Below are 19,594 nucleotides of genomic sequence, written 5' to 3' on the forward strand. Positions count from 1 at the left end.
GAAGCATGAGCTATAATCAGAAGCAGGTTGTTGATGCATTGCGCGTTTTCGAGCGAGGCGAAATCGTTGTTGTTATGGACGATGACGGGCGTGAAAACGAAGGCGATCTGATTGTAGCAGCGGTGCATTGCACAGCGGAGAAAATGGCATTTATTGTGCGCCATACGTCCGGCATTGTCTGCACACCAATGCCGAAGGAAGAGGCCAAGCGTCTTAACCTGACAGCAATGGTAGCGGAAAATGATGCACCGCATTCCACTGCTTTCACCATTACTGTTGATTACAAACATGGCACAACGACCGGTATTTCGGCCGATGACCGCACGCTGACTGTGCGTAATCTCGCAAACCCGAATGCAGGGCCTGCCGATTTTGTGCGGCCGGGTCATATTTTCCCGCTGGTTGCCCGTGAGGGCGGGGTACTGATGCGCTCCGGCCATACGGAAGCAGCGGTTGATCTGTGCAAACTTGCGAATCTGCCGCCGGTTGGGGTGATCTGCGAGCTGGTCAATGATGACGGCACGGTGATGCGCGGGCCTCAGGTCACAGAATTTGCCGAAAAGCATGGCCTGCATCGCATCACAGTCGCCGATCTGATCGCCTATCGTCAGCGCAAGGAAACGCTGATTGTACGCATGGGCGAGGCCGAAGTGGAAACACTGGCCGGTCAGGCGCAGGCTTTCACCTATCAGCTGCCATGGGAGCCGATGCAACATGTGGCTCTGGTATTCGGTGATATCCGCGATGGTGAGGATGTACCGGTGCGTCTGCATCGTGAAGATGTGTTGACGGATGCTTTCGGTGCTAATTCCGGCCTTGATAAGGTTTTGCAGCGCATGGCCTCCGAGAAGCGTGGTGTGCTGGTTTATCTGCGTGAAGGCTCTGTGGGTGTTGGTAAAAATGAGCAATCCCGTCGCCATGCGGAGCATCACGACAGGGAAGATCACAAAGAAGCGCAGGCGCGTGATGAAGAATGGCGACAGATTGGTCTGGGTGCGCAGATTTTGAAAGATCTGGGGATTAGTTCCATCCGCTTGCTGGCTTCCAAAGAACGCCATTATGTCGGTTTGGAAGGTTTCGGTATTACTATTCTTAAAACTGAAATCTTGTAATTTTATTCTGCCTGACTAGAGCGTGTTGCGTTTAATCGTAACCAATGCGCTCGCTCTAGATTTTTTTAATTATCGCATGTTCGCGGTAGCTCAAATGAATATATTTGAGCGCGACATGCTTTAGAGCGCCGTGCGCCCGATTGCGCGCAAAGGTTGCTCTAAGCAGGCAGATATAGGGAATTATGGCAACCAGACTTTACTCGCATCCGGTTTTTCTTGAGCATCTCACACCAGCAGGGCACCCTGAGCGTCCGGATCGCTTGCGCGCTTTATTCAGCGTGCTGGAAGGCTATGATTATTACGCCCTGGATCAGGTGGAGGCGCCTTTTTCTGATGAAGGTGCTTTAGGTCTGGTGCATCCGGCATCGTATCTGAAGAAAATTAAAGCACAAATTCCAGATCCGCTTGATGAAGAGCAATTAGCCTCAGGCATGGCACAGCCGATTGTGAATGTCGGGCAGGATACCTATGTCAGCCCGCAAAGCTGGCATGCCGTGTTGGCGGCAACCGGCTCTGCCCTTGCAGCGGTGGAAGATGTATTTAACGGGCAGGCAGATAATGTTTTCATCGCTGCCCGTCCGCCCGGACATCATGCAACTGCTGACACTGCGATGGGCTTTTGCATCACCAATACTGTCGCTGTTGCTGCTCGCTATGCACAGAGCCATTTTGGTGCGGAACGCGTGGCGATTATTGATTGGGATGTGCATCATGGCAACGGTACGCAGGACATTTTTGATGCGGACAAGGATGTGTTGTTTTGTTCAACGCACCAGTCGCAACTTTATCCCGGCACTGGCTTGGTGAAGGAAACCGGTGTTGGCAATATCGTCAATGCGCCTTTGCTGGCCGATAGCGGCAGTCGTGAATTTCGTGAAGCGTTTTCAACGCGTATTTTACCGGCGCTGGATAATTTTCGTCCCGATCTGATCTTGATTTCAGCGGGCTTTGATGGTCATTATCTTGACCCGTTAGCTCAACTTAATTTGATCGAAGCCGACTATGATTGGGCGACGGGGCAGGTGATGGAGCGCGCCGACCGGTTCTGCAATAACCGGCTGATCAGTTTTCTTGAAGGCGGATATGATTTACAGGGCTTGTCCTTTTCCGCCGCAGCGCATATTACGCGTTTGATGAAAGGATAAATTATGACCGAGCCGAACACCACCGGACCAGCTTCCAATGACGATATTGCTGTCATGAGCTTCGAACAGGCGCTCAAGCAGCTGGAAACAATTGTTGATGATCTGGAACGCGGTGATGTGCCTCTGGAAAAATCGATCCTGATTTATGAGCGCGGTGAAGCGCTGAAAAATCATTGCGAGAAATTGCTGCAATCGGCAGAGGATAAGGTTGAGAAGATTAAACTCAACCGCGACGGTCAGCCAACCGGCACCGAGCCGCTTGATCCGGAATAAGTCTTTTCAAAATGGTTTCATTTTTATGCCTCATCCTCACAGATGAGGCATTGTTGTATTATGAGAGATTTTTAAGCGGCACCCAGCCTTCATTGCCATCTTCTGAGCGGCACCATGCCCAGCCATGCGTGGTATCAAAGCTCTCCAGCACTTGTCCTGTTACGCAGGTCAGTTCCATTGCTGAATAATCTTTCTTTGCAAAACAACCGTCCGCTGTGCGGCTGGCCAATGTATCGGGAATCCAGCCGGTTTTGCCCTGCTCATTGATTGCCCACAGCCATACATGCCCATCCCAGTTATAATCTTCACCTGTAAGCTTTAAGACCTCGCCTTGCTTGACGCTGATCGGATCGGGATAGCTGGCTTCGTGGTCTGCGGTAACGGTTTTGCGGATCATGATTGTTTACTTATAAAAGAGAACGGAAAAAAGCGCTGAAATAATAGGGGCCTGCACCCCAAACCAGTGTCCAGAGTGCTGCGCCGATAATATTGGCTGCCACAAATTTGAGCCAGTGCATTTTCAATGCACCGGCCATAATACCGTTCAATTGTCGCAGAATGGCAAAAAACCGTGCGGTGATCACAATGCCGCTGCCGTATTTTTCAAACAGCGCTTCAAACTTCTCGAGTCTTTCCGGCGTGAGCTTCACATAGGGGCAGAAACGCAACAGCACCTTGCGTCCGCCGAAATGGCCGATCAGGTAGCCCGTGCTGTCACCGAGAATAGCAGCCAGAAAAACAGCCATCAGCATCACAGGCAAAGACAATGTGCCTTGCTGTGCCAGCAGGGAAGCGGCAATTAAAATAGATTCTCCGGGCACAGGTGCACCGAAGCTCTCAAAGTAGATGGTAATAAACAGCGCAATTGAGCCATAGGTGGCGATATATGGCTCAATCCAATGCATAATAGTGTCCGTTTTTGTTTATCGCAGCTGCTTTTGCCCGCTGATGGCATGATACAGGAACAGCACCACAACAGCCCCGATAACCGAGACAATCAGACTGTAAATATTGAGGCCGGTAACACCGGCTGCTCCGAAGAAGTTGAAGATAACACCGCCGATAACCGCGCCGACAATGCCGAGGACAATATCCATCAGCATGCCCTGACCGCTTTTATTGACAATTTTGCTGCCGATAAAACCGGCAATGAGACCGAGAATAATCCAGCTGATCACTGACATTGTTGTTTCTCCGTGTCGCAAAAGCATTTTGCAGTCAGATGCAGATTTGTAACTGCAAACATGCTAAAATGATAAAGTACAGAGCAAAAACTGCCGGTAAATATGTGACGTTTCGCTCTGGAAACTCGGTAAAACGCTCCCATATCAATGCATATTTGGCAAGGTACAATCTTGCCAAGTTACTTTTTTTACGTAAAGCTGAGCATTATCCGGCATTTCGCAGGTTTGGAGGAAGTATAAAATGGGCCTTTTTGGTGGTGACTCTTCTAATAATGAACCGGTACCGGGCGGCAGTCTGACCAAGCCGGTTCTCATTGCATTGGGTGCCTTGCTCGTTGGTCGTATGTTTAGCGGTAAATCCGATGAGAATGAGCAGCCTCAGGCGCAGCTGCCGGATCAAACACCATCCGGTGGTGGTCTTGGTGATCTTCTGGGTGGCTTGCTGGGCGGAGTACTGGGCGGCGGTTCGGCCGGACAAGCTGCACCGAATGCGGGCAGCGGCGGTTTGGGTGGTCTGCTTGACCAGCTGAAACAGGCTGGTCTTGGCGACAAAGTTGAAAGCTGGGTTGGCGGTGGCAATAATGCAGCCATTGAACCGGATCAGCTCGGCAATGCGCTTGGTCAGAATACAATTTCTGACATTGCACGTCAGGCTGGCGTCAATGAGCAGGATTTGCTGGCAGAGCTTTCTGCTGCGCTTCCGGGCATCGTAGACAAGCTGACTGCCAATGGTCAGGTGCCGGACATGCAGCAATTGCTGAAAATGCTTAGCCAGAAATAAGCACTCTTTGTTGCTGACTGATTTGTGATGAGATGTCCGGAAGCAAATTTCCGAACATCTCTTTTTTATGTTATTATGATTGAAGTTTTTAATGTCGGATTTTGCTGAAAGGATTGCTTCGTGAGTTTTTTTCCTGGTCAGGATCCGGTTCCCGGTGATCTTCAGTCGATTGATGCAATTGAGACTTTGATTGTGCCGCGTACCAGCGAAGTAGGCGGTCTGCAGGTGCGTCGTGCTTTGCCGACGTCCAAGCGTCGTCTCGTCGGGCCTTTTATTTTCTTCGACCGGATGGGGCCTGCTTTATTGCGTGCAGGCGAGGCACTCGATGTCGCGCCGCATCCGCATATCGGTCTTTCAACAGTAACATATCTGCTGGACGGTAATATTCGTCACCGTGACAGTCTGGGCACCGAGCAGGTGATTAATCCGGGTGAAGTCAATCTGATGACCGCCGGACGTGGCATTGTGCACTCGGAGCGCACACCAGAGGAAATGCGTGGGGCACCGCTCGGAATTTCCGGTGTGCAGACATGGGTTGCACTACCGGAGCGTTATGAAAACATGGCGCCGGAATTCAGTAATCATACGGTGCAGGAATTGCCGTGGTTGCAGGAAAAAGAATTTCGCATGCGCCTGATGATTGGCGACATGCACGGACTGAAGTCCAATGTGCCAACTTATAGCGACACACTTTATGCAGATGTTTTCATTGAGGCTGGCGGGAAGTTTCATTTACCTGCCGTGCAGGAAGAGCGCGCGATTTATATCTTAAGCGGTGCGGTTCGTATTGCCGGTGAAGTGTTTACGGATAATCAGCTTCTGGCCTTCCGGCAGGGCGATGATATTGTGATTGAAGCCGTGCCGCAGAATTTTGCCGGCGAGGGTGCGCAGATTATGGTTTTCGGTGGTGAAACAATGGATAGCCGCCGTTATATCTGGTGGAATTTTGTCTCATCATCAAAAGAACGTATTGAGCAGGCAAAAGAAGAGTGGCGTAGCCGCCGCTTTGATATTGTTCCGGGGGATGCTGAGGAATTTATTCCGCTCCCTGAATAACTATTTGAAATAGTTGATTGCAAATGACCGGCAGATGGGAAACAAAGCCTTTTATATATGTTTCCGTCTGCCCTGAACTGTCCATAGAATAATAAGGTTTTCCAGATGACCGGTTTTAATAACAAGCTGCACACGCCTTTGCTGGATCAGGTGCATTTACCGGAAGATTTGCGAAAGCTTGCGCCTGCACAATTGCCGCAACTGGCGGATGAATTGCGCGCCGATCTGATTGACGTTGTGTCCCGCACCGGTGGCCATCTTGGTTCAAGTCTTGGTGTGGTCGAGCTGACTGTGGCACTGCATTATCTGTTTGATACACCCAATGATCGTCTGATCTGGGATGTCGGCCATCAGACCTATCCGCATAAAATTCTGACTGGTCGCCGTGAGCGTATGCCGACCATCCGACAGGAAGGCGGTCTGTCCGGTTTTACCAAGCGTGCTGAAAGCGAGTATGATGATTTTGGCACCGGCCATGCATCGACTTCGATTTCGGCTGGTCTTGGCATGTCGGTGGCGAGTGAGCTCAAAGGCGAAAAGCGCAATGTCATTGCGGTGATCGGTGATGGTTCCATGTCCGCCGGTATGGCCTATGAGGCGATGAATAATGCCGGTGCGCTGGATGCCCGTCTGATTGTTATTCTCAATGATAATGATATGTCGATTGCACCGCCGACCGGTGCAATGAGCGCCTATCTGGCGCGTCTGGTGTCGGGGCCGACTTATCGTAACCTGCGTGAGATGGCCAAGCAGATCAGTAAGAAACTGCCAAAATTCTTTCAGGATAAAGCGCGCAAGACAGAAGAATTTGCCCGTGGTTTCTGGGCTGGCGGCACAATGTTTGAAGAGCTGGGCATGTATTATGTCGGCCCTGTGGATGGTCATAATCTCGATCATCTGCTGCCGGTGCTAACCAATATCCGCGATAATGTTGACGGACCAGTCTTGGTGCATGTGATAACCCAGAAGGGCAAAGGTTACGCCCCTGCGGAAGCTGCAGCTGATAAATATCACGGCGTTAACAAGTTTGATGTCATTACCGGTAAGCAATCAAAGCCGCCTGCAAATGCGCCGAGCTATACAAAAGTCTTTGCTAATGCGCTGATTGAAGAAGCGCGTCATGACGAGAAGGTTGTGGCTGTGACTGCGGCCATGCCGGATGGAACAGGGCTTAATCTTTTCGGGCAGGCATTTCCGAAACGGACTTTTGATGTCGGCATGGCAGAGCAGCATGCGGTGACTTTTGCCGCTGGTCTGGCAGCAGAAGGTTTGAAGCCCTTTGCAGCGATTTATTCCACCTTCCTGCAACGTGCCTATGATCAGGTGGTGCATGATGTGGCGATCCAGCATTTGCCGGTACGTTTTGCGATTGACCGTGCCGGTGTCGTCGGTGCGGATGGTGCTACTCATGCGGGCAGTTTTGATACTGCCTTCCTGAGCAATTTGCCGGGTTTTGTGGTGATGGCCGCATCGGATGAAGCCGAGCTGGTGCATATGGTGCGCACTGCTGCGGAATATGAAGAAGGGCCGATCTCGTTCCGCTATCCGCGTGGCGATGGTGTGGGTGTTGATCTGCCGGAGCGCGGTACTGTTTTGGAAATCGGCAAAGGCCGGATTGTCCGCGAAGGCAGCAAGATCGCGATTTTGAGCTTCGGTGCGCGGTTGCAGGAATGCTTGGCTGCTGCTGATGAGCTGGATGCAGCAGGTCTTTCCACCACTGTTGCCGATGCGCGTTTTGCCAAGCCGCTGGATCATGATCTGATCCGCCGTCTTGCTAAAGAACATCAGGTGCTTCTGACAATTGAAGAGGGTGCAACTGGTGGCTTTGGTGCTCAAGTGCTGCATTATCTCAGCAACGAAGGGGCGCTGGATCACGGTCTGCGTGTTCGCACGCTGACTTTGCCGGATGCATTTCTGGATCATGCCAAGCCTGAGGCGATGTATGCCGGTGCAGGCTTGGATAGTGCCGGTATTGTACGCGCGGCCTTCGCAGCCCTTGGCCGTGATGTGCTGACCGGCGAGGCTGGTGGCGGTCTGCGTGCCTGATACCATCTGACAGGATTGCTTTAAAAATATCGGAGCGCATATGTCATTATGGATATGTGCGCTCTAATTACATCTTGCGCTCAGGCGTTGTCTCCTTCATTGAGGCAGCATGAATGAAAAGACAGATAAGATACGCCTAGATCAGGCGCTGGTGGAGCGCGGGTTGTTTGCCTCACGCTCGCGTGCCCGCGATGCGGTAGCACGTGGCACCGTGCGCGTGAATGGTCAGGTGGTCACGAAAGCCGGTCAGATCGTAACGGCACAGGCCGAATTAGCGGTGGATGATCCGGCGAGCCGTTTTGTCTCCCGTGCGGCACTGAAACTGACGGCTGCGCTTGATCATTTTGGTTTTGAGGTTGAGGGCAAGGCAGCACTGGATATCGGTGCATCCACCGGTGGTTTCACACAAGTGCTGCTTGAGCGCGGTGCAGAGCATGTGATCTGCGTGGATGTCGGTCATGACCAGTTGCATGAGACTTTGCGTGGTGACAAGCGCGTTACTAATCTCGAAGGGCTGAATGCCCGTGTGCTTGATGTGAGCCATTTGCAAGAACGCAAGATTGAGATTGTTGTCTCGGATGTCAGCTTTATCTCGTTGAAACTGGCACTGCCCAAGGCGCTTGATCTTTGCGCCGATGGCGGCTGGTGTCTGCTGCTGGTGAAGCCGCAGTTCGAGGCAGGACGTGAGGCAATCGGCAAAGGCGGCATTCTCAAAGACCCGTCGCAGGGTGAGAAGATTGCGCAGGATTTGCAGGCTTGGCTCAATGAGCAGTCCGGCTGGCAGGCTTTAGGATTTTGTGCCTCACCGATTACCGGTGGTGATGGCAATCAGGAATATATTTTGGCAGGCAAAAAGAACCGTATTGCCGCCGTAAAGGACGATGTTTGATGAGTTTGCGTGTCACAATCAATGCGATGGGTGCCGGTGGTGATGGTGTTGCCCAGCTGCCGGATGGTCAGGTTTTTGTGCCTTTTACCTTGCCGGGTGAAGTTGCCAATGTTGCGCGGGATAAGAACCGTGCCAGCCTGATGGCCTTGCTGGAAGCATCGGAACAGCGTGTAGAACCATCCTGCCGTCATTTCGAAGACTGCGGCGGTTGCGCCTTGCAGCATTGGGAAATGTCTGCTTATCAGGCTTGGAAGCGTTCATTGGTGGCCGCGAGCCTTGATGGTCGCGGGCTGAAATATGAACTGGCGCCATTAGTGCCATGTGCGCCGCAGAGCCGCCGTCGTGCGACATTCGCCATTCGCAAAACCGAAGCCGGTTTGCTGCTTGGGTTTAACCGTCATCAGAGCCATGAGCTGATCAATATTTCCGAATGTGCGGTGACCGTTCCGGCGATTATCTCCCGTCTGGATGATCTGCGTAAAGTTGCCATTCATCTGGCCGATGGTGCAAAGCCGTTCAAACTGACGGTTACCGATACAGAATCCGGCCTTGATCTGGCTGCAAGCGGCTGCCCGACACCGGATGATGCGGCTCGCCGTATTCTCACACCTTTGATGATGGAACTGGGCTTTGCCCGTCTCAGCGTTGACGGTGAGATTATTCTGGAACCGAAAAAGCCGTTGATTACCTTCGGCAAGGTGCCGGTGAATATTCCGTCCGGCAGTTTTCTTCAGGCAACAATCGAAGCTGAAGAAGCTATGGTTGCGCTGGTGATCGGCCATTTCAAAAAGGTCAAAAAAGCGGCTGACCTGTTCTGTGGTGTCGGTACTTTTGCACTACGTATTGCTGAGACGATGGCGGTTCATGCGGTGGAAAATGATGCACCTGCATTGGCTGCACTGGATCGTGGTATCCGTCATGTGCAGGGGCTGAAACCGGTCACGCATGAGCGCCGCGATCTGTTCCGCCGCCCGATCTTTTATAAAGATCTCAACGCCTATCAGGGCGTGGTTTTCGATCCGCCGCGTGCCGGTGCTGAAGAGCAGGCGATGCAGATTGCTAAGTCTTCCGTACCGAAAGTCGCAGCTGTTTCCTGTAATCCGGTGACACTGGCGCGCGACCTCGCCATTTTGGTGAAGGGCGGCTACAAGATCGACAAGATTATTCCTGTCGATCAGTTCCTGTGGACATCCCATGTGGAAACCGTAGCGCTGCTGTCGAAGAAATAAACGCAGTTTAGAATAAAAAAACGGGCTCGTTGTGAATACAATGAGCCCGTTTTGCATTTTGATAGCAGGATTAGCCGAACAACCCGCCTTCATCTGTATCAATAGTAATGGATGACAGCGTGATATGGCGCGGTCGGGTGATCGCAAACATCACCGCTTCACAAACATCGCGATTGGTTGCGCGCTCACCTTTGGCACGCTCCGGAATGGCATCCCATTCCGCGTCTGCCGGTGAAATATCATCGAGATAGGGCGGATGCACACAGAGCGAGCGCACAGGTGTGCCGCGCAGCATTTGCTGTAAGCCTGTTGCGATCGCTGCCTGTGCATGTTTTGCAGCATAAAACGGTACAGCTACACTATGCAGCGGGGCGTTTGGCAATGCGCTGATAGAACCGATGGTCACTATATCGGGTCTTGCAGAGCGTTTCAGCAGCGGCAGCATGCCTTGCGTGAACAGAAAGCTGCCGGTCACCGCAGCATTGATGGTACCGAAGACTTCCTGCTCGCTATGCGGTTCATCGCTGGCTTCCAGCCACATCGCACCATTATTAATCAGCAGATCAATCGTGTCGTATTTCTCAGTGATCTGGGTAGTTGCACAGCCGATACTGGCATTATCAGCGAGATCAACCACAACCTGATCAGGGCACAGTCCTGTGCGCTGTTCAATCTGATCAGCAACATCTTTGAGTGCAGACTGATTGCGGGCGCAGAGCACAATCTTGCAACCGGCATCGGCCAGCATCATTGCCATTGCAGCGCCAAGACCACGGCCTGAGCCGGTAATAACAGCAGTTAAACCATTCAAGTTTTTCATATTTATACAGCCGTTCCGCCAACAGTCATCTGATCCATGCGCAGATGTGGCTGGCCAACGCCAACCGGCACCCATTGGCCGCCTTTACCGCAATTGCCGGAGCCGTTGTCGAGCTTGCTGTCATTGCCGATCATCGACACGCGATGCATGGCATCAGGGCCATTGCCGATCAGCATCGCACCTTTAACCGGTGCGCCGACTTTACCGTCTTCGATCATATAGGCTTCGGTGCAACCAAACACGAATTTGCCGGAGGTGATGTCCACCTGACCGCCGCCGAAAGACACCGCATAGATGCCTTTTTTAACGGAAGCGATAATTTCTTCCGGTGTTTTATCGCCGGAGAGCATCATCGTATTGGTCATGCGCGGCATCGGTGCATGGGCATAGGATTCACGGCGGCCATTACCGGTCGGCTGCATGCCCATCAGACGTGCATTCTGACGATCCTGCATATAATTGACCAGCTTGCCGTCATCGATCAGTACAGTGCTGTTGGTCGGTGTGCCTTCATCATCAATGGTCAGCGAACCGCGGCGATCTGCAATGGTGCCGTCATCCACCACGGTCACGCCTTTGGCGGCAACCTGCTGCCCCATGAGCCCTGCAAAGGCCGAGAGTTTCTTGCGGTTGAAATCACCTTCAAGGCCGTGCCCTACAGCTTCATGCAGCATCACGCCCGGCCAGCCATTGGACAAGACGATGTCGAAAGTACCAGCAGGGGCAGGGATGGCTTCAAGATTGACCAAAGCCTGACGCAGCGCTTCATCTGCCGCGTGCTGCCATGAGCCGGTTGCGATAAAATCTTCAAACAAACGGCGGCCGCCCATGGAATAGGAACCGGATTCCTGACGGTCGCCTTGACCGGCCATAACGGAAATCGAGAGGCGCACCATCGGACGGATATCGCGGACAAAATGACCGTCAGCGCGCAAAATTTCTACCTGCTGCCAAGAACCGCCAATGCTGACGCTGACCTGACGCACTTTGGTATCTTTGGCGCGCAAATATCCGTCAATCTGCTGGAGCAGCACGACTTTTTCATCGAAGGTCGGAGAGCCCAGCGGGTTTACATCGGTATAGAGGTGGCGGTTCGTGCCATTGGGCGCCGCGCTATAGCTACCTGTTGCGGTGCGCGAAATTGCAGAGGCTGCATCGGCTGCACGGAGCAGGGCGCTATGGGTCAGTTCACCGGAATGGGCATAACCAACCGTTTCACCGGAAACGCAGCGCAAACCAAAACCTTGCCCCTGATTGAATGCGCCGTTCTTCAGGCGGCCATCATCGAAGACCAGAGATTCAGATTCCGCATATTCCAGATAAAGTTCACCGTCTTCACTGCCGTGGAGCGATTGTGAGACCAGTTTTTCAACCTGATCACGGCTGATATCGAATTCATCAATCAGGCTTCGGGAAGTCGTGGAACTCATAAAATTACTCCGGAACAGCGGCGGCGTCCTGTATCAGGACGATTATTGTTCTTAGTATATGGCGAGTTTGCGGCTTTGGAACAAGCCGCAGAGCGGGATAAAATAAAAACGCCGCCGTCAAAATATGAGCGGCGGCGTTTTAATCAGATGAAGCAGCTTATGGCAGCTTGTTGAAGCCGTCGCTGAAGCCCTGCAGCTCAACAGGGATACCAACGCCTTCTTCCGGTGTCTGGAAGACGATGAAGGTTGCAGCTTTACCCTTGCGCAGTGTGTCGATCAGCGCATCATCAAGGATAACCTCTGCGTAGCAGCCGTCTTCAAAGCAGCGCACGAAATAAGCGCGGCCGATATCTTTGCCGTCAACATTGAGGCCGAGACCGTTTGGCAGCAGCACGCCGAGTGGTGCAAGAACACGCAGGATACGGGCCTTGTTATCGGCGGTTTTAAGAACAACGACAGAAAGGCCGAGTTCAGGGCGGTCAGCGGCGATCACATTCTGGATCAGCGCACATTGTTCGGTTTTTGCACCGGCCGGCTTGTCGCACAGGATAGACCAGGCACCATGCTGTGAGCGTAATGTACCGTTCTTCTGGGATGCGCCCGAGGCGGCAGGCTGCGGAGCGGATTGGGCAAAACCGGCAGAGGCGGTTACAGCCATAAGGCCTGCACCGAGCAGAGCAGCGGCAATTTTACGGCTGACAGAGGAGAAATGGCGCATATTTATGGTACCTTTGGCGGCTCGGCAAACACTTCCGGCACCCGCCGTAAATGTTCTTTGAAAGCAATGATAAAGTGAAGACTTCACTGAAATTCCGGCATGCGGCAAATCAGAAAGCCATGCTTCGCAATCTGTGTACATGGAAAATGGCGGAATTTGAACCGCATAAGGTAAAGTTTTAGTACAAATCAAATTGTAAACAGCATTCTTCGTTATTGGCCAGTGGTTGGCGTGGCGTTTTTCATGGTGACTTGCGGACGATTTTCAAAGGACGAATTCACTTAATCCAAGTGCTCTGTGTTGCAACGGTGTGCAGAGCAGGCGTGTAAAATCGCTGGTTGGTTTATTTGATCATGATCAATGCAAATATGATGGAGTCATGAACTGATTCTCTTTTGCGCCGTAAAAACAGGCAACTAGCTGCATATTTTAAATCTGATCCGGTAATGGCGAATTTCAGTTGTTTTTGAAGTTTCAAAAAAAACTATTAAGAAAATTTAAATCGCAGATTTTCAACTCTTTGATTTCAAAGAATTATCTCAATATTGATTTTGGGCGCGTGCAAATTTTGCTGTTTCAACTGGAAAAAACAGCGATCGTTTGCGGTTGAATTACGCGCAAAAATGCCGCACGGGAAATCCTTCGCCTTCTTGGTTTGGTATTATACTGTTGTGTGAGTGCGGTGGGGGAACCGGACATTGGCTGGGGAAGAGCGATGTCTGAAATGAACCGGCAAGGCTATAATCGGGAGAAGATGCTGGTGGATAGGGTTATTGCCACAAATAAAGCCGTTGCAGGCAAGGATTCTGCGATGAAAAAACATGTTTTGACCGGCAGCGCGGTGGTATTCGGCGCAGTGTCCGGTCTTTTGGCGTCTGCAATGGGCGCTTTGGCTGATAAGCCGGTCGACTGGCAGTTGAGCTGGCAGGATTCCGCAACAAAAATTGCTGATCAGATTCACTGGTTTGAACGATATTCTCTGATGTTTATCATTCCCGTGACTGCATTGGTTATGCTGCTTTTGTTGTGGTGTATCGTTCGTTTTCGCAAAGGCGCCAATCCGGTTGCCTCGAAAACCAGCCATAATACAACAATTGAAGTTATCTGGACGCTGGGTCCGGTCATTATTTTGCTATTTCTGGCAATCCCGTCTTTCCAGCTGCTGACTGCGCAATATTCACCGGATGAGCCGAAGCTGACCGTGAAAGCGACAGGCTATCAGTGGTATTGGGGTTATGAATATCAGACAGATGATCCGCTCTCTTTTGATGCACTGCTGCTGAAAGATGAAGATCGTGCGAGCGCCGGTAAGGAAGATCTGGCTGCGTATCCGCGTCTGCTGGCTGTTGATAATGAAGTTGTGGTGCCGGTCGATACCACTGTGCGCCTGCTGGTCACTGCCGCAGATGTTATTCATTCATGGGCAATGCCTGCATTCGGCGTTAAGATGGATGGTATTCCGGGCCGCAACAACGAGACATGGTTCAAAGCTGCCCGTGAAGGGCTGTATTACGGCCAGTGCTCTGAATTGTGCGGTAAAGACCATGCTTTCATGCCGATTGCCGTGCGCGTTGTCTCTCAGGAGCGTTACGATGCATGGTTCGCTGCAGCGAAGTCTGATGTGAGCGGCGCAAATAAAGCTCTGATGGCAGCTATCGAAAATGACAGTAAAACCGTGACTGTTGCCGGAAACTGATTATAAGCCTGACGCAGGCAATGAATCTTCGTCAGGCGCTAAAGTTTTTGCAGGTCATGCATCGCAGGGTCTCTTAAAAATCAAAGATGATTTAAGATGATATTCATGCGGTAATTTAATGTTTCAGAATACCCGTTTGGGTTCCCGATAAGGAACATCCGGTATTCATTGAGAACGGGAGCAATCTTATGGCTGGTACTTCAGCTCACGATACCCGAAAGGGCGCCTCTCATAGCGAGGCAGACCACGATGACCACAAGCCACGGGGCTGGGTTCGTTGGGTATATTCGACCAATCACAAAGATATCGGTACTCTTTACCTGATCTTCGCGATTATTTCCGGTATTATCGGCGGTGCATTGTCCATTGCAATGCGTGCCGAGCTGCAAGAGCCTGGCATTCAGATTTTCCATGGTCTGGCGGCGATGGTTTATGGCGTTGAAGGCGATGCGGCACTGGATGCCGGTAAGCATATGTTCAACGTGTTTACGTCCATGCATGCGCTGATCATGATCTTCTTCATGGTGATGCCGGCATTGATCGGCGGTTTCGCTAACTGGATGATCCCGCTGATGATCGGTGCGCCGGATATGGCGTTCCCGCGTATGAACAATATTTCATTCTGGCTGTTGCCTCCGGCATTGCTGTTGCTCCTGATCTCCTTCTTTGTGCCGGGTCCGGCCGGTGGCTGGGGCGCAGGTGGCGGCTGGACGCTTTATCCGCCGCTGTCCACATCCGGTCAGCCGGGGCCTGCGGTCGATTTCGCGATCCTGTCGATCCATATTTCGGGTGCATCATCCATTCTCGGTGCAATCAACTTCATCACCACTATTCTGAATATGCGTGCGCCGGGCATGACCCTGCATAAAATGCCGCTTTTCGCATGGTCGGTGCTGGTGACTGCATTCCTGCTGCTCTTGTCGCTGCCGGTTCTGGCTGGTGCAATCACCATGCTGCTGACAGACCGTAACTTTGCAACAGCATTCTTCGCGCCGGAAGGTGGCGGTGATCCGATCCTCTACCAGCATCTGTTCTGGTTCTTCGGTCACCCTGAAGTGTATATTCTGATCCTGCCGGGCTTCGGCATTGTCAGCCACGTCATTTCGACATTCTCGAAGAAACCGATCTTTGGCTATCTCGGTATGGCCTATGCGATGGTTGCTATCGGTGTAGTCGGTTTTGTGGTCTGGGCGCACCATATGTATACGGTGGGTCTGTCGCTCGATACACAGCGTTACTTCGTGTTCGCAACCATGGTGATTGCGGTGCCGACCGGCATTAAGATTTTCTCATGGATTGCTACGATGTGGGGCGGTTCGATTGACTTCCGCACACCAATGCTGTGGTCGATCGGCTTTATCTTCATGTTCACCATCGGTGGTATGACCGGTGTGCAGCTTGCCAATGCGGGTCTCGACCGTGCATTGCACGATACCTATTATGTAGTTGCGCACTTCCATTACGTGCTGTCGCTGGGTGCTGTATTCGCGATCTTTGCGGGTTGGTATTACTGGTTCCCGAAGATGTTCGGTTACATGTACAATGAGACAATCGGTAAGATTCACTTCTGGCTCACATTTATCGGTGTGAATCTGGTGTTCTTCCCGCAGCACTTCCTCGGTCTTGCCGGTATGCCGCGTCGCTATATCGACTATCCGGATGCCTATACAGGCTGGAACATGGTGTCGTCTTACGGCTCGTATATTTCCGGTTTCGCGGTTCTGGTTTTCCTCTATGGCGTGTTTGAAGCTTTTGCTAAAAAGCGCGTTGCCAGTGCCAATCCGTGGGGTGACGGTGCGACAACACTGGAATGGCAGTTGTCATCGCCGCCGCCTTATCACCAGTGGGAACAGCTTCCGCATGTGAAATAATCTTCTCTGCGGGCGGCGCAATAAGCCGCCGCCCGCAAAGCCTGCCAAGCATGGCTTATGAAATTGATAGGGCTGTTCACTTTTCAGCTATTTATGAATTTCCTAAACTATGGCGGATGTGCATCAGAGGATTTGGGTGTATAGAGGCGGCATGAGCGCCTCTCACATCAGAGGTGTTGCAAAAGTTGCGCGGCCAGATAAGCCGCATTGCAGGGATATCAGGCAAGACTGCTTGTCCGTGCAATCTCTGAAACAGAGTGCAACATTCGTTTTGAAAGAATTACCGGACCTGAGGCCGGTACCGGTTTGAACCGGAATAATTGAATAAGGGCAGATACAGATAATGTCTCTGGTTGAGAAAAATAACATTTCCGGTTCGACCGGCCAGCAAATACACCTGTCGGAAGCCAGCGCGGCTGATTATATCGCGCTGCTTAAACCGCGTGTAATGTCGCTGGTGGTGTTTACTGGTTTTGTCGGGCTGATTGTGGCGCCAGGTCATATGAACCCGATTTTGGCAGCAATTGCTATTCTGTGTATTGCAATCGGCGGCGGTGCGTCCGGTGCACTGAATATGTGGTATGATGCGGATATCGACCGCATTATGAAGCGTACAAAGAACCGGCCGATCCCTGCGGGTCTGGTACGTGAAGAAACAGTGCTTGCCTATGGTATTACACTGTCGGTTTTCTCGGTAATGACACTCGGCTTGCTGGTGAACTGGCTTTCTGCTGCATTGCTGGCATTTACGATTTTCTTCTACAGTGTTGTTTACACAATGTGGCTGAAACGCTCGACACCACAGAATATTGTGATCGGTGGTGCTGCCGGTGCATTCCCGCCGATGATTGGCTGGGCTGCTGCAACCGGCTCGGTTTCGATTGAAAGCGTTGTGCTGTTTCTGATCATCTTCCTGTGGACGCCGCCGCATTTCTGGGCGCTGTCATTGTTCATGTCCGGCGATTATGAAGCCGCAAATGTGCCGATGATGCCGAATGTGAAGGGTGAAAAATCCACCCGTCTGCAGATTGTCGTTTACTCGCTGATCGTGGCACCTGTTGGTGTCTTGCCTTGGTTCTTAGGCTTCGGTGGCCATGTCTATGGCGTGCTGTCGACTTTGCTTGGTGCGATCTTTATCTGGCGTGCTGTGCAATTATGGATGGCGCCGCAACATGAAGAGCAGATGCGGGCTGCCCGTGCGCTGTTTAAGTTTTCGCTGGTATATCTTTCTGCCCTGTTCTGCGTGTTGCTTGCAGAGGCATTGGTTGCCAAACTACTGCCTGTGATCGGGGGATAATAATGGCGGAAAAATTGCCGAATACCGAAATCGAACTGATTACGCCGACAGATAAGCAGAAAAAAGCGCAGCGCAGCCGCTCGGTTGCTTTGGCGCTTGCTCTGACGGCATTTGTGGTAATTGTGTATATCGCGACATGGGTTAAACTTGGACCCGGAGTGTTGGTTCGTCCGATGTAATCGGAGGAGTATCAGCGTTTTAAGCTGCGGGGAGGCGGCATAGGCAATGATAGAGAAACCGGAGAAGACAGAAACAATACAGGAAAACGCTGCTGCGGATACTGCCGTTGAGCAGGCGTATAATCAGCGCTCTAATCGTATTGTTGCTATATCCTGTGTGAGTTTCTTTGTTGCAATGATCGGTATGGCCTATGCAGCCGTACCGCTTTATCAGATGTTTTGTCAGGTGACCGGCTATGGCGGCACAACGCAGCGCGTTGAGCAGATGTCGGACACTATCCTTGATCAGACAGTTAAAGTCCGCTTTGATGCGAATGTCTCCGGCGGTTTGCCTTGGGATTTCAAGCCGGTGCAGCGCGAAGTCACTGTGCGTATCGGTGAGACCACCATTATCAATTATGAAGCGAAGAATATTTCAGATCGTCCGACCGCCGGACGGGCGACTTTCAATGTCTCGCCGGATTTGACGGGTTCTTACTTCAATAAAGTTCAGTGCTTCTGTTTTACAGATACAACACTTGCTGCCGGTGAGACGATGGAAATGCCGGTCATGTTCTTTGTTGATCCGGATATTGTGAAAGAAAAAGACCTCAAAGGTCTGACGACGATCACTTTGTCCTATACATTTTTCCCGCTGGATAAAGAGCCTGCAAATGCTGCGGTTCAGCCGGTAACCAGCCAGAAAAAAGCAGAATTAGCGGCACCAATAAAGCCGCTGGGATAATATCCCGCGACAACGTGTTGCGGTGCGCTGAAAAGTGAACTGCATCAAGATTATGAGTACAGGAATTATGCTTCCGGCACGGCAATGCATGCTCAGAGATGAACAGAGCGTTTGGTGGGCTGAATAAAACAAGGCGGGGTGTTTGCCGGAGCTGTCTCCGGTTGCAAACCGGACAAAAATAAACAGAGGAGCCTTGGGGCATAAACCTTAAGGGGGAATGACATGGCAGATACTCATCAGAAGAACCACGACTACCATATTATAGCGCCCAGTCCGTGGCCGTTTCTGAGTTCAGTCGGTGCATTTGTACTGGCGATTGGCGGTATCGCTTATATGCGCTACCTCAATGCCGGTGAATTGCACCTGTTTGGGATTAATTTTGTAACGCCATGGCTGTTCTTCATCGGCATCGCGATCATCCTGTATTGTATGTATGGCTGGTGGTCAGACACGATCCGTGAAGGTAAGGAGGGGCACCATACGCGTGTGGTTTCCATTCACCTGCGCTATGGCATGATCATGTTCATCGCCTCTGAGGTGATGTTCTTCGTGGCATGGTTCTGGGCATTCTTCGATGCCAGCCTGTTCCCGAATGAAGTGCATCAGGTAATGCGTGCGGAATTCACCGGTGGTCAGTGGCCTCCGAAGGGCATGGAAGTGCTCGATCCGCTGCATCTGCCGCTGTATAATACAGTGATCTTGCTGCTCTCCGGTACAACCCTGACATGGGCGCATCACGCTTTGCTGCACAATGACCGTAAAGGTCTGGTGACAGGACTGGCATTTACCGTTGTTCTTGGCGTGTTGTTCTCGTTTGTGCAGGCTTATGAATATATTCATGCGCCATTTGCATTCAAAGATTCCGTCTATGGCGCAACCTTCTTCATGGCGACCGGTTTCCACGGTTTCCACGTTCTTGTTGGTACGATTTTCCTTGCTGTCTGTCTTATCCGCTCCATTCGCGGTGATTTCACGCCGAAGAACCATTTCGGTCTGGAAGCAGCAGCATGGTACTGGCATTTCGTGGACGTTGTCTGGCTGTTCCTGTTCTTCAGCATCTATGTCTGGGGCTCATGGGGCGCGCCGATTGCCGTGCATTGATTGCTCTTCGGGAAAACCGCGCTGTGGCGGTGATCCGTTGAGG

General features: G+C 51.7%; 20 protein-coding genes. 14 read left to right on the forward strand and 6 right to left on the reverse strand.

Translation table 11 applies throughout. The features are described from left to right. Positions 1–5 precede the first annotated feature (5 nt). The 3 genes from ribB (at position 6) to DFR47_RS01005 (ending at position 2,530) form a co-directional block, all read left to right on the forward strand. Positions 6–1,112, forward strand: coding sequence for a 3,4-dihydroxy-2-butanone-4-phosphate synthase (gene ribB, locus DFR47_RS00995; protein ID WP_113942553.1), 1,107 nt, complete (start codon positions 6–8; stop codon positions 1,110–1,112). A gap of 182 nt (positions 1,113–1,294) precedes the next feature. Continuing rightward, positions 1,295–2,257: a histone deacetylase family protein gene (locus DFR47_RS01000; RefSeq protein ID WP_113942554.1), complete on the forward strand. Its 963-nt coding sequence runs from the start codon at positions 1,295–1,297 to the stop codon at positions 2,255–2,257. Positions 2,258–2,260: 3 nt separating this feature from the next. Next, a complete protein-coding gene (locus DFR47_RS01005) occupies positions 2,261–2,530 on the forward strand; it encodes an exodeoxyribonuclease VII small subunit (RefSeq protein ID WP_113942555.1) in 270 nt (89 codons plus the stop codon). A 58-nt stretch (positions 2,531–2,588) separates the two neighbouring features. Here DFR47_RS01005 and DFR47_RS01010 read toward each other — a convergent pair whose 3' ends face one another. The 3 genes from DFR47_RS01010 to DFR47_RS01020 are packed head-to-tail and all read right to left on the reverse strand — an operon-like array spanning position 2,589 to position 3,714. Next, on the reverse strand, positions 2,589–2,927 hold the full coding sequence (locus DFR47_RS01010; protein ID WP_245416402.1) for an SH3 domain-containing protein: 339 nt from the start codon (positions 2,925–2,927) through the stop codon (positions 2,589–2,591). Positions 2,928–2,937: 10 nt separating this feature from the next. After that, complete coding sequence (locus tag DFR47_RS01015; protein ID WP_113942556.1) at positions 2,938–3,435, reverse strand: DedA family protein; 498 nt, start codon at positions 3,433–3,435, stop codon at positions 2,938–2,940. An 18-nt stretch (positions 3,436–3,453) separates the two neighbouring features. Continuing rightward, a complete protein-coding gene (locus tag DFR47_RS01020; RefSeq protein ID WP_113942557.1) occupies positions 3,454–3,714 on the reverse strand; it encodes a GlsB/YeaQ/YmgE family stress response membrane protein in 261 nt (86 codons plus the stop codon). Positions 3,715–3,955: 241 nt separating this feature from the next. On the opposite strand from DFR47_RS01020, the gene DFR47_RS01025 reads away from it, so the two are divergent. The 5 genes from DFR47_RS01025 (at position 3,956) to DFR47_RS01045 (ending at position 9,715) form a co-directional block, all read left to right on the forward strand. Further along, positions 3,956–4,495 carry a YidB family protein gene (locus DFR47_RS01025; RefSeq protein ID WP_113942558.1) on the forward strand — a complete coding sequence of 180 codons (540 nt, stop codon included), beginning with the start codon at positions 3,956–3,958 and terminating at the stop codon, positions 4,493–4,495. Positions 4,496–4,615: 120 nt separating this feature from the next. Further along, positions 4,616–5,551 (forward strand): pirin family protein, encoded by a 936-nt coding sequence (locus DFR47_RS01030; protein WP_113942559.1) that lies wholly within the window; start codon positions 4,616–4,618, stop codon positions 5,549–5,551. A gap of 105 nt (positions 5,552–5,656) precedes the next feature. Further along, a complete protein-coding gene (dxs, locus tag DFR47_RS01035) occupies positions 5,657–7,597 on the forward strand; it encodes a 1-deoxy-D-xylulose-5-phosphate synthase (RefSeq protein WP_113942560.1) in 1,941 nt (646 codons plus the stop codon). A 109-nt stretch (positions 7,598–7,706) separates the two neighbouring features. Beyond that, positions 7,707–8,486: a TlyA family RNA methyltransferase gene (locus DFR47_RS01040; RefSeq protein ID WP_113942561.1), complete on the forward strand. Its 780-nt coding sequence runs from the start codon at positions 7,707–7,709 to the stop codon at positions 8,484–8,486. Continuing rightward, a complete protein-coding gene (locus DFR47_RS01045) occupies positions 8,486–9,715 on the forward strand; it encodes a class I SAM-dependent RNA methyltransferase (RefSeq protein ID WP_113942562.1) in 1,230 nt (409 codons plus the stop codon). The genes DFR47_RS01040 and DFR47_RS01045 overlap by 1 nt, the downstream gene beginning before the upstream one ends. 70 nt (positions 9,716–9,785) lie before the next feature. On the opposite strand, the gene DFR47_RS01050 is transcribed toward DFR47_RS01045, so the two are convergent. The 3 genes from DFR47_RS01050 to DFR47_RS01060 all read right to left on the reverse strand — a co-directional run bounded on the left by DFR47_RS01050 (position 9,786) and on the right by DFR47_RS01060 (position 12,683). Then, a complete protein-coding gene (locus DFR47_RS01050) occupies positions 9,786–10,535 on the reverse strand; it encodes an SDR family oxidoreductase (RefSeq protein ID WP_113942563.1) in 750 nt (249 codons plus the stop codon). A gap of 2 nt (positions 10,536–10,537) precedes the next feature. Continuing rightward, positions 10,538–11,965: a metalloprotease TldD gene (gene tldD / locus DFR47_RS01055; RefSeq protein WP_113942564.1), complete on the reverse strand. Its 1,428-nt coding sequence runs from the start codon at positions 11,963–11,965 to the stop codon at positions 10,538–10,540. Positions 11,966–12,122: 157 nt separating this feature from the next. After that, positions 12,123–12,683: an invasion associated locus B family protein gene (locus DFR47_RS01060; protein ID WP_113942565.1), complete on the reverse strand. Its 561-nt coding sequence runs from the start codon at positions 12,681–12,683 to the stop codon at positions 12,123–12,125. Between the two features lie 880 nt (positions 12,684–13,563). Between DFR47_RS01060 and coxB the strand changes: the two genes are divergently transcribed. The 6 genes from coxB to DFR47_RS01085 all read left to right on the forward strand — a co-directional run bounded on the left by coxB (position 13,564) and on the right by DFR47_RS01085 (position 19,551). After that, a complete protein-coding gene (coxB, locus tag DFR47_RS01065) occupies positions 13,564–14,379 on the forward strand; it encodes a cytochrome c oxidase subunit II (protein ID WP_245416436.1) in 816 nt (271 codons plus the stop codon). A 188-nt stretch (positions 14,380–14,567) separates the two neighbouring features. Next, positions 14,568–16,250 carry a cytochrome c oxidase subunit I gene (ctaD, locus tag DFR47_RS01070; protein WP_113942566.1) on the forward strand — a complete coding sequence of 561 codons (1,683 nt, stop codon included), beginning with the start codon at positions 14,568–14,570 and terminating at the stop codon, positions 16,248–16,250. 343 nt (positions 16,251–16,593) lie between these two features. Further along, positions 16,594–17,547, forward strand: a complete 954-nt coding sequence (locus DFR47_RS01075) for a heme o synthase (protein ID WP_113942567.1) — start codon at positions 16,594–16,596, stop codon at positions 17,545–17,547. A 2-nt stretch (positions 17,548–17,549) separates the two neighbouring features. After that, positions 17,550–17,726, forward strand: a complete 177-nt coding sequence (locus tag DFR47_RS21680; RefSeq protein WP_162930267.1) for a hypothetical protein — start codon at positions 17,550–17,552, stop codon at positions 17,724–17,726. Positions 17,727–17,772: 46 nt separating this feature from the next. Beyond that, positions 17,773–18,450 carry a cytochrome c oxidase assembly protein gene (locus DFR47_RS01080; RefSeq protein WP_113942568.1) on the forward strand — a complete coding sequence of 226 codons (678 nt, stop codon included), beginning with the start codon at positions 17,773–17,775 and terminating at the stop codon, positions 18,448–18,450. Between the two features lie 222 nt (positions 18,451–18,672). Further along, on the forward strand, positions 18,673–19,551 hold the full coding sequence (locus tag DFR47_RS01085) for a cytochrome c oxidase subunit 3 (RefSeq protein ID WP_113942569.1): 879 nt from the start codon (positions 18,673–18,675) through the stop codon (positions 19,549–19,551). Positions 19,552–19,594 lie beyond the last annotated feature (43 nt).

The sequence above is a fragment of the Pseudochrobactrum asaccharolyticum genome, from assembly GCF_003314995.1.
In the GTDB taxonomy this organism is placed as follows: domain Bacteria; phylum Pseudomonadota; class Alphaproteobacteria; order Rhizobiales; family Rhizobiaceae; genus Pseudochrobactrum; species Pseudochrobactrum asaccharolyticum.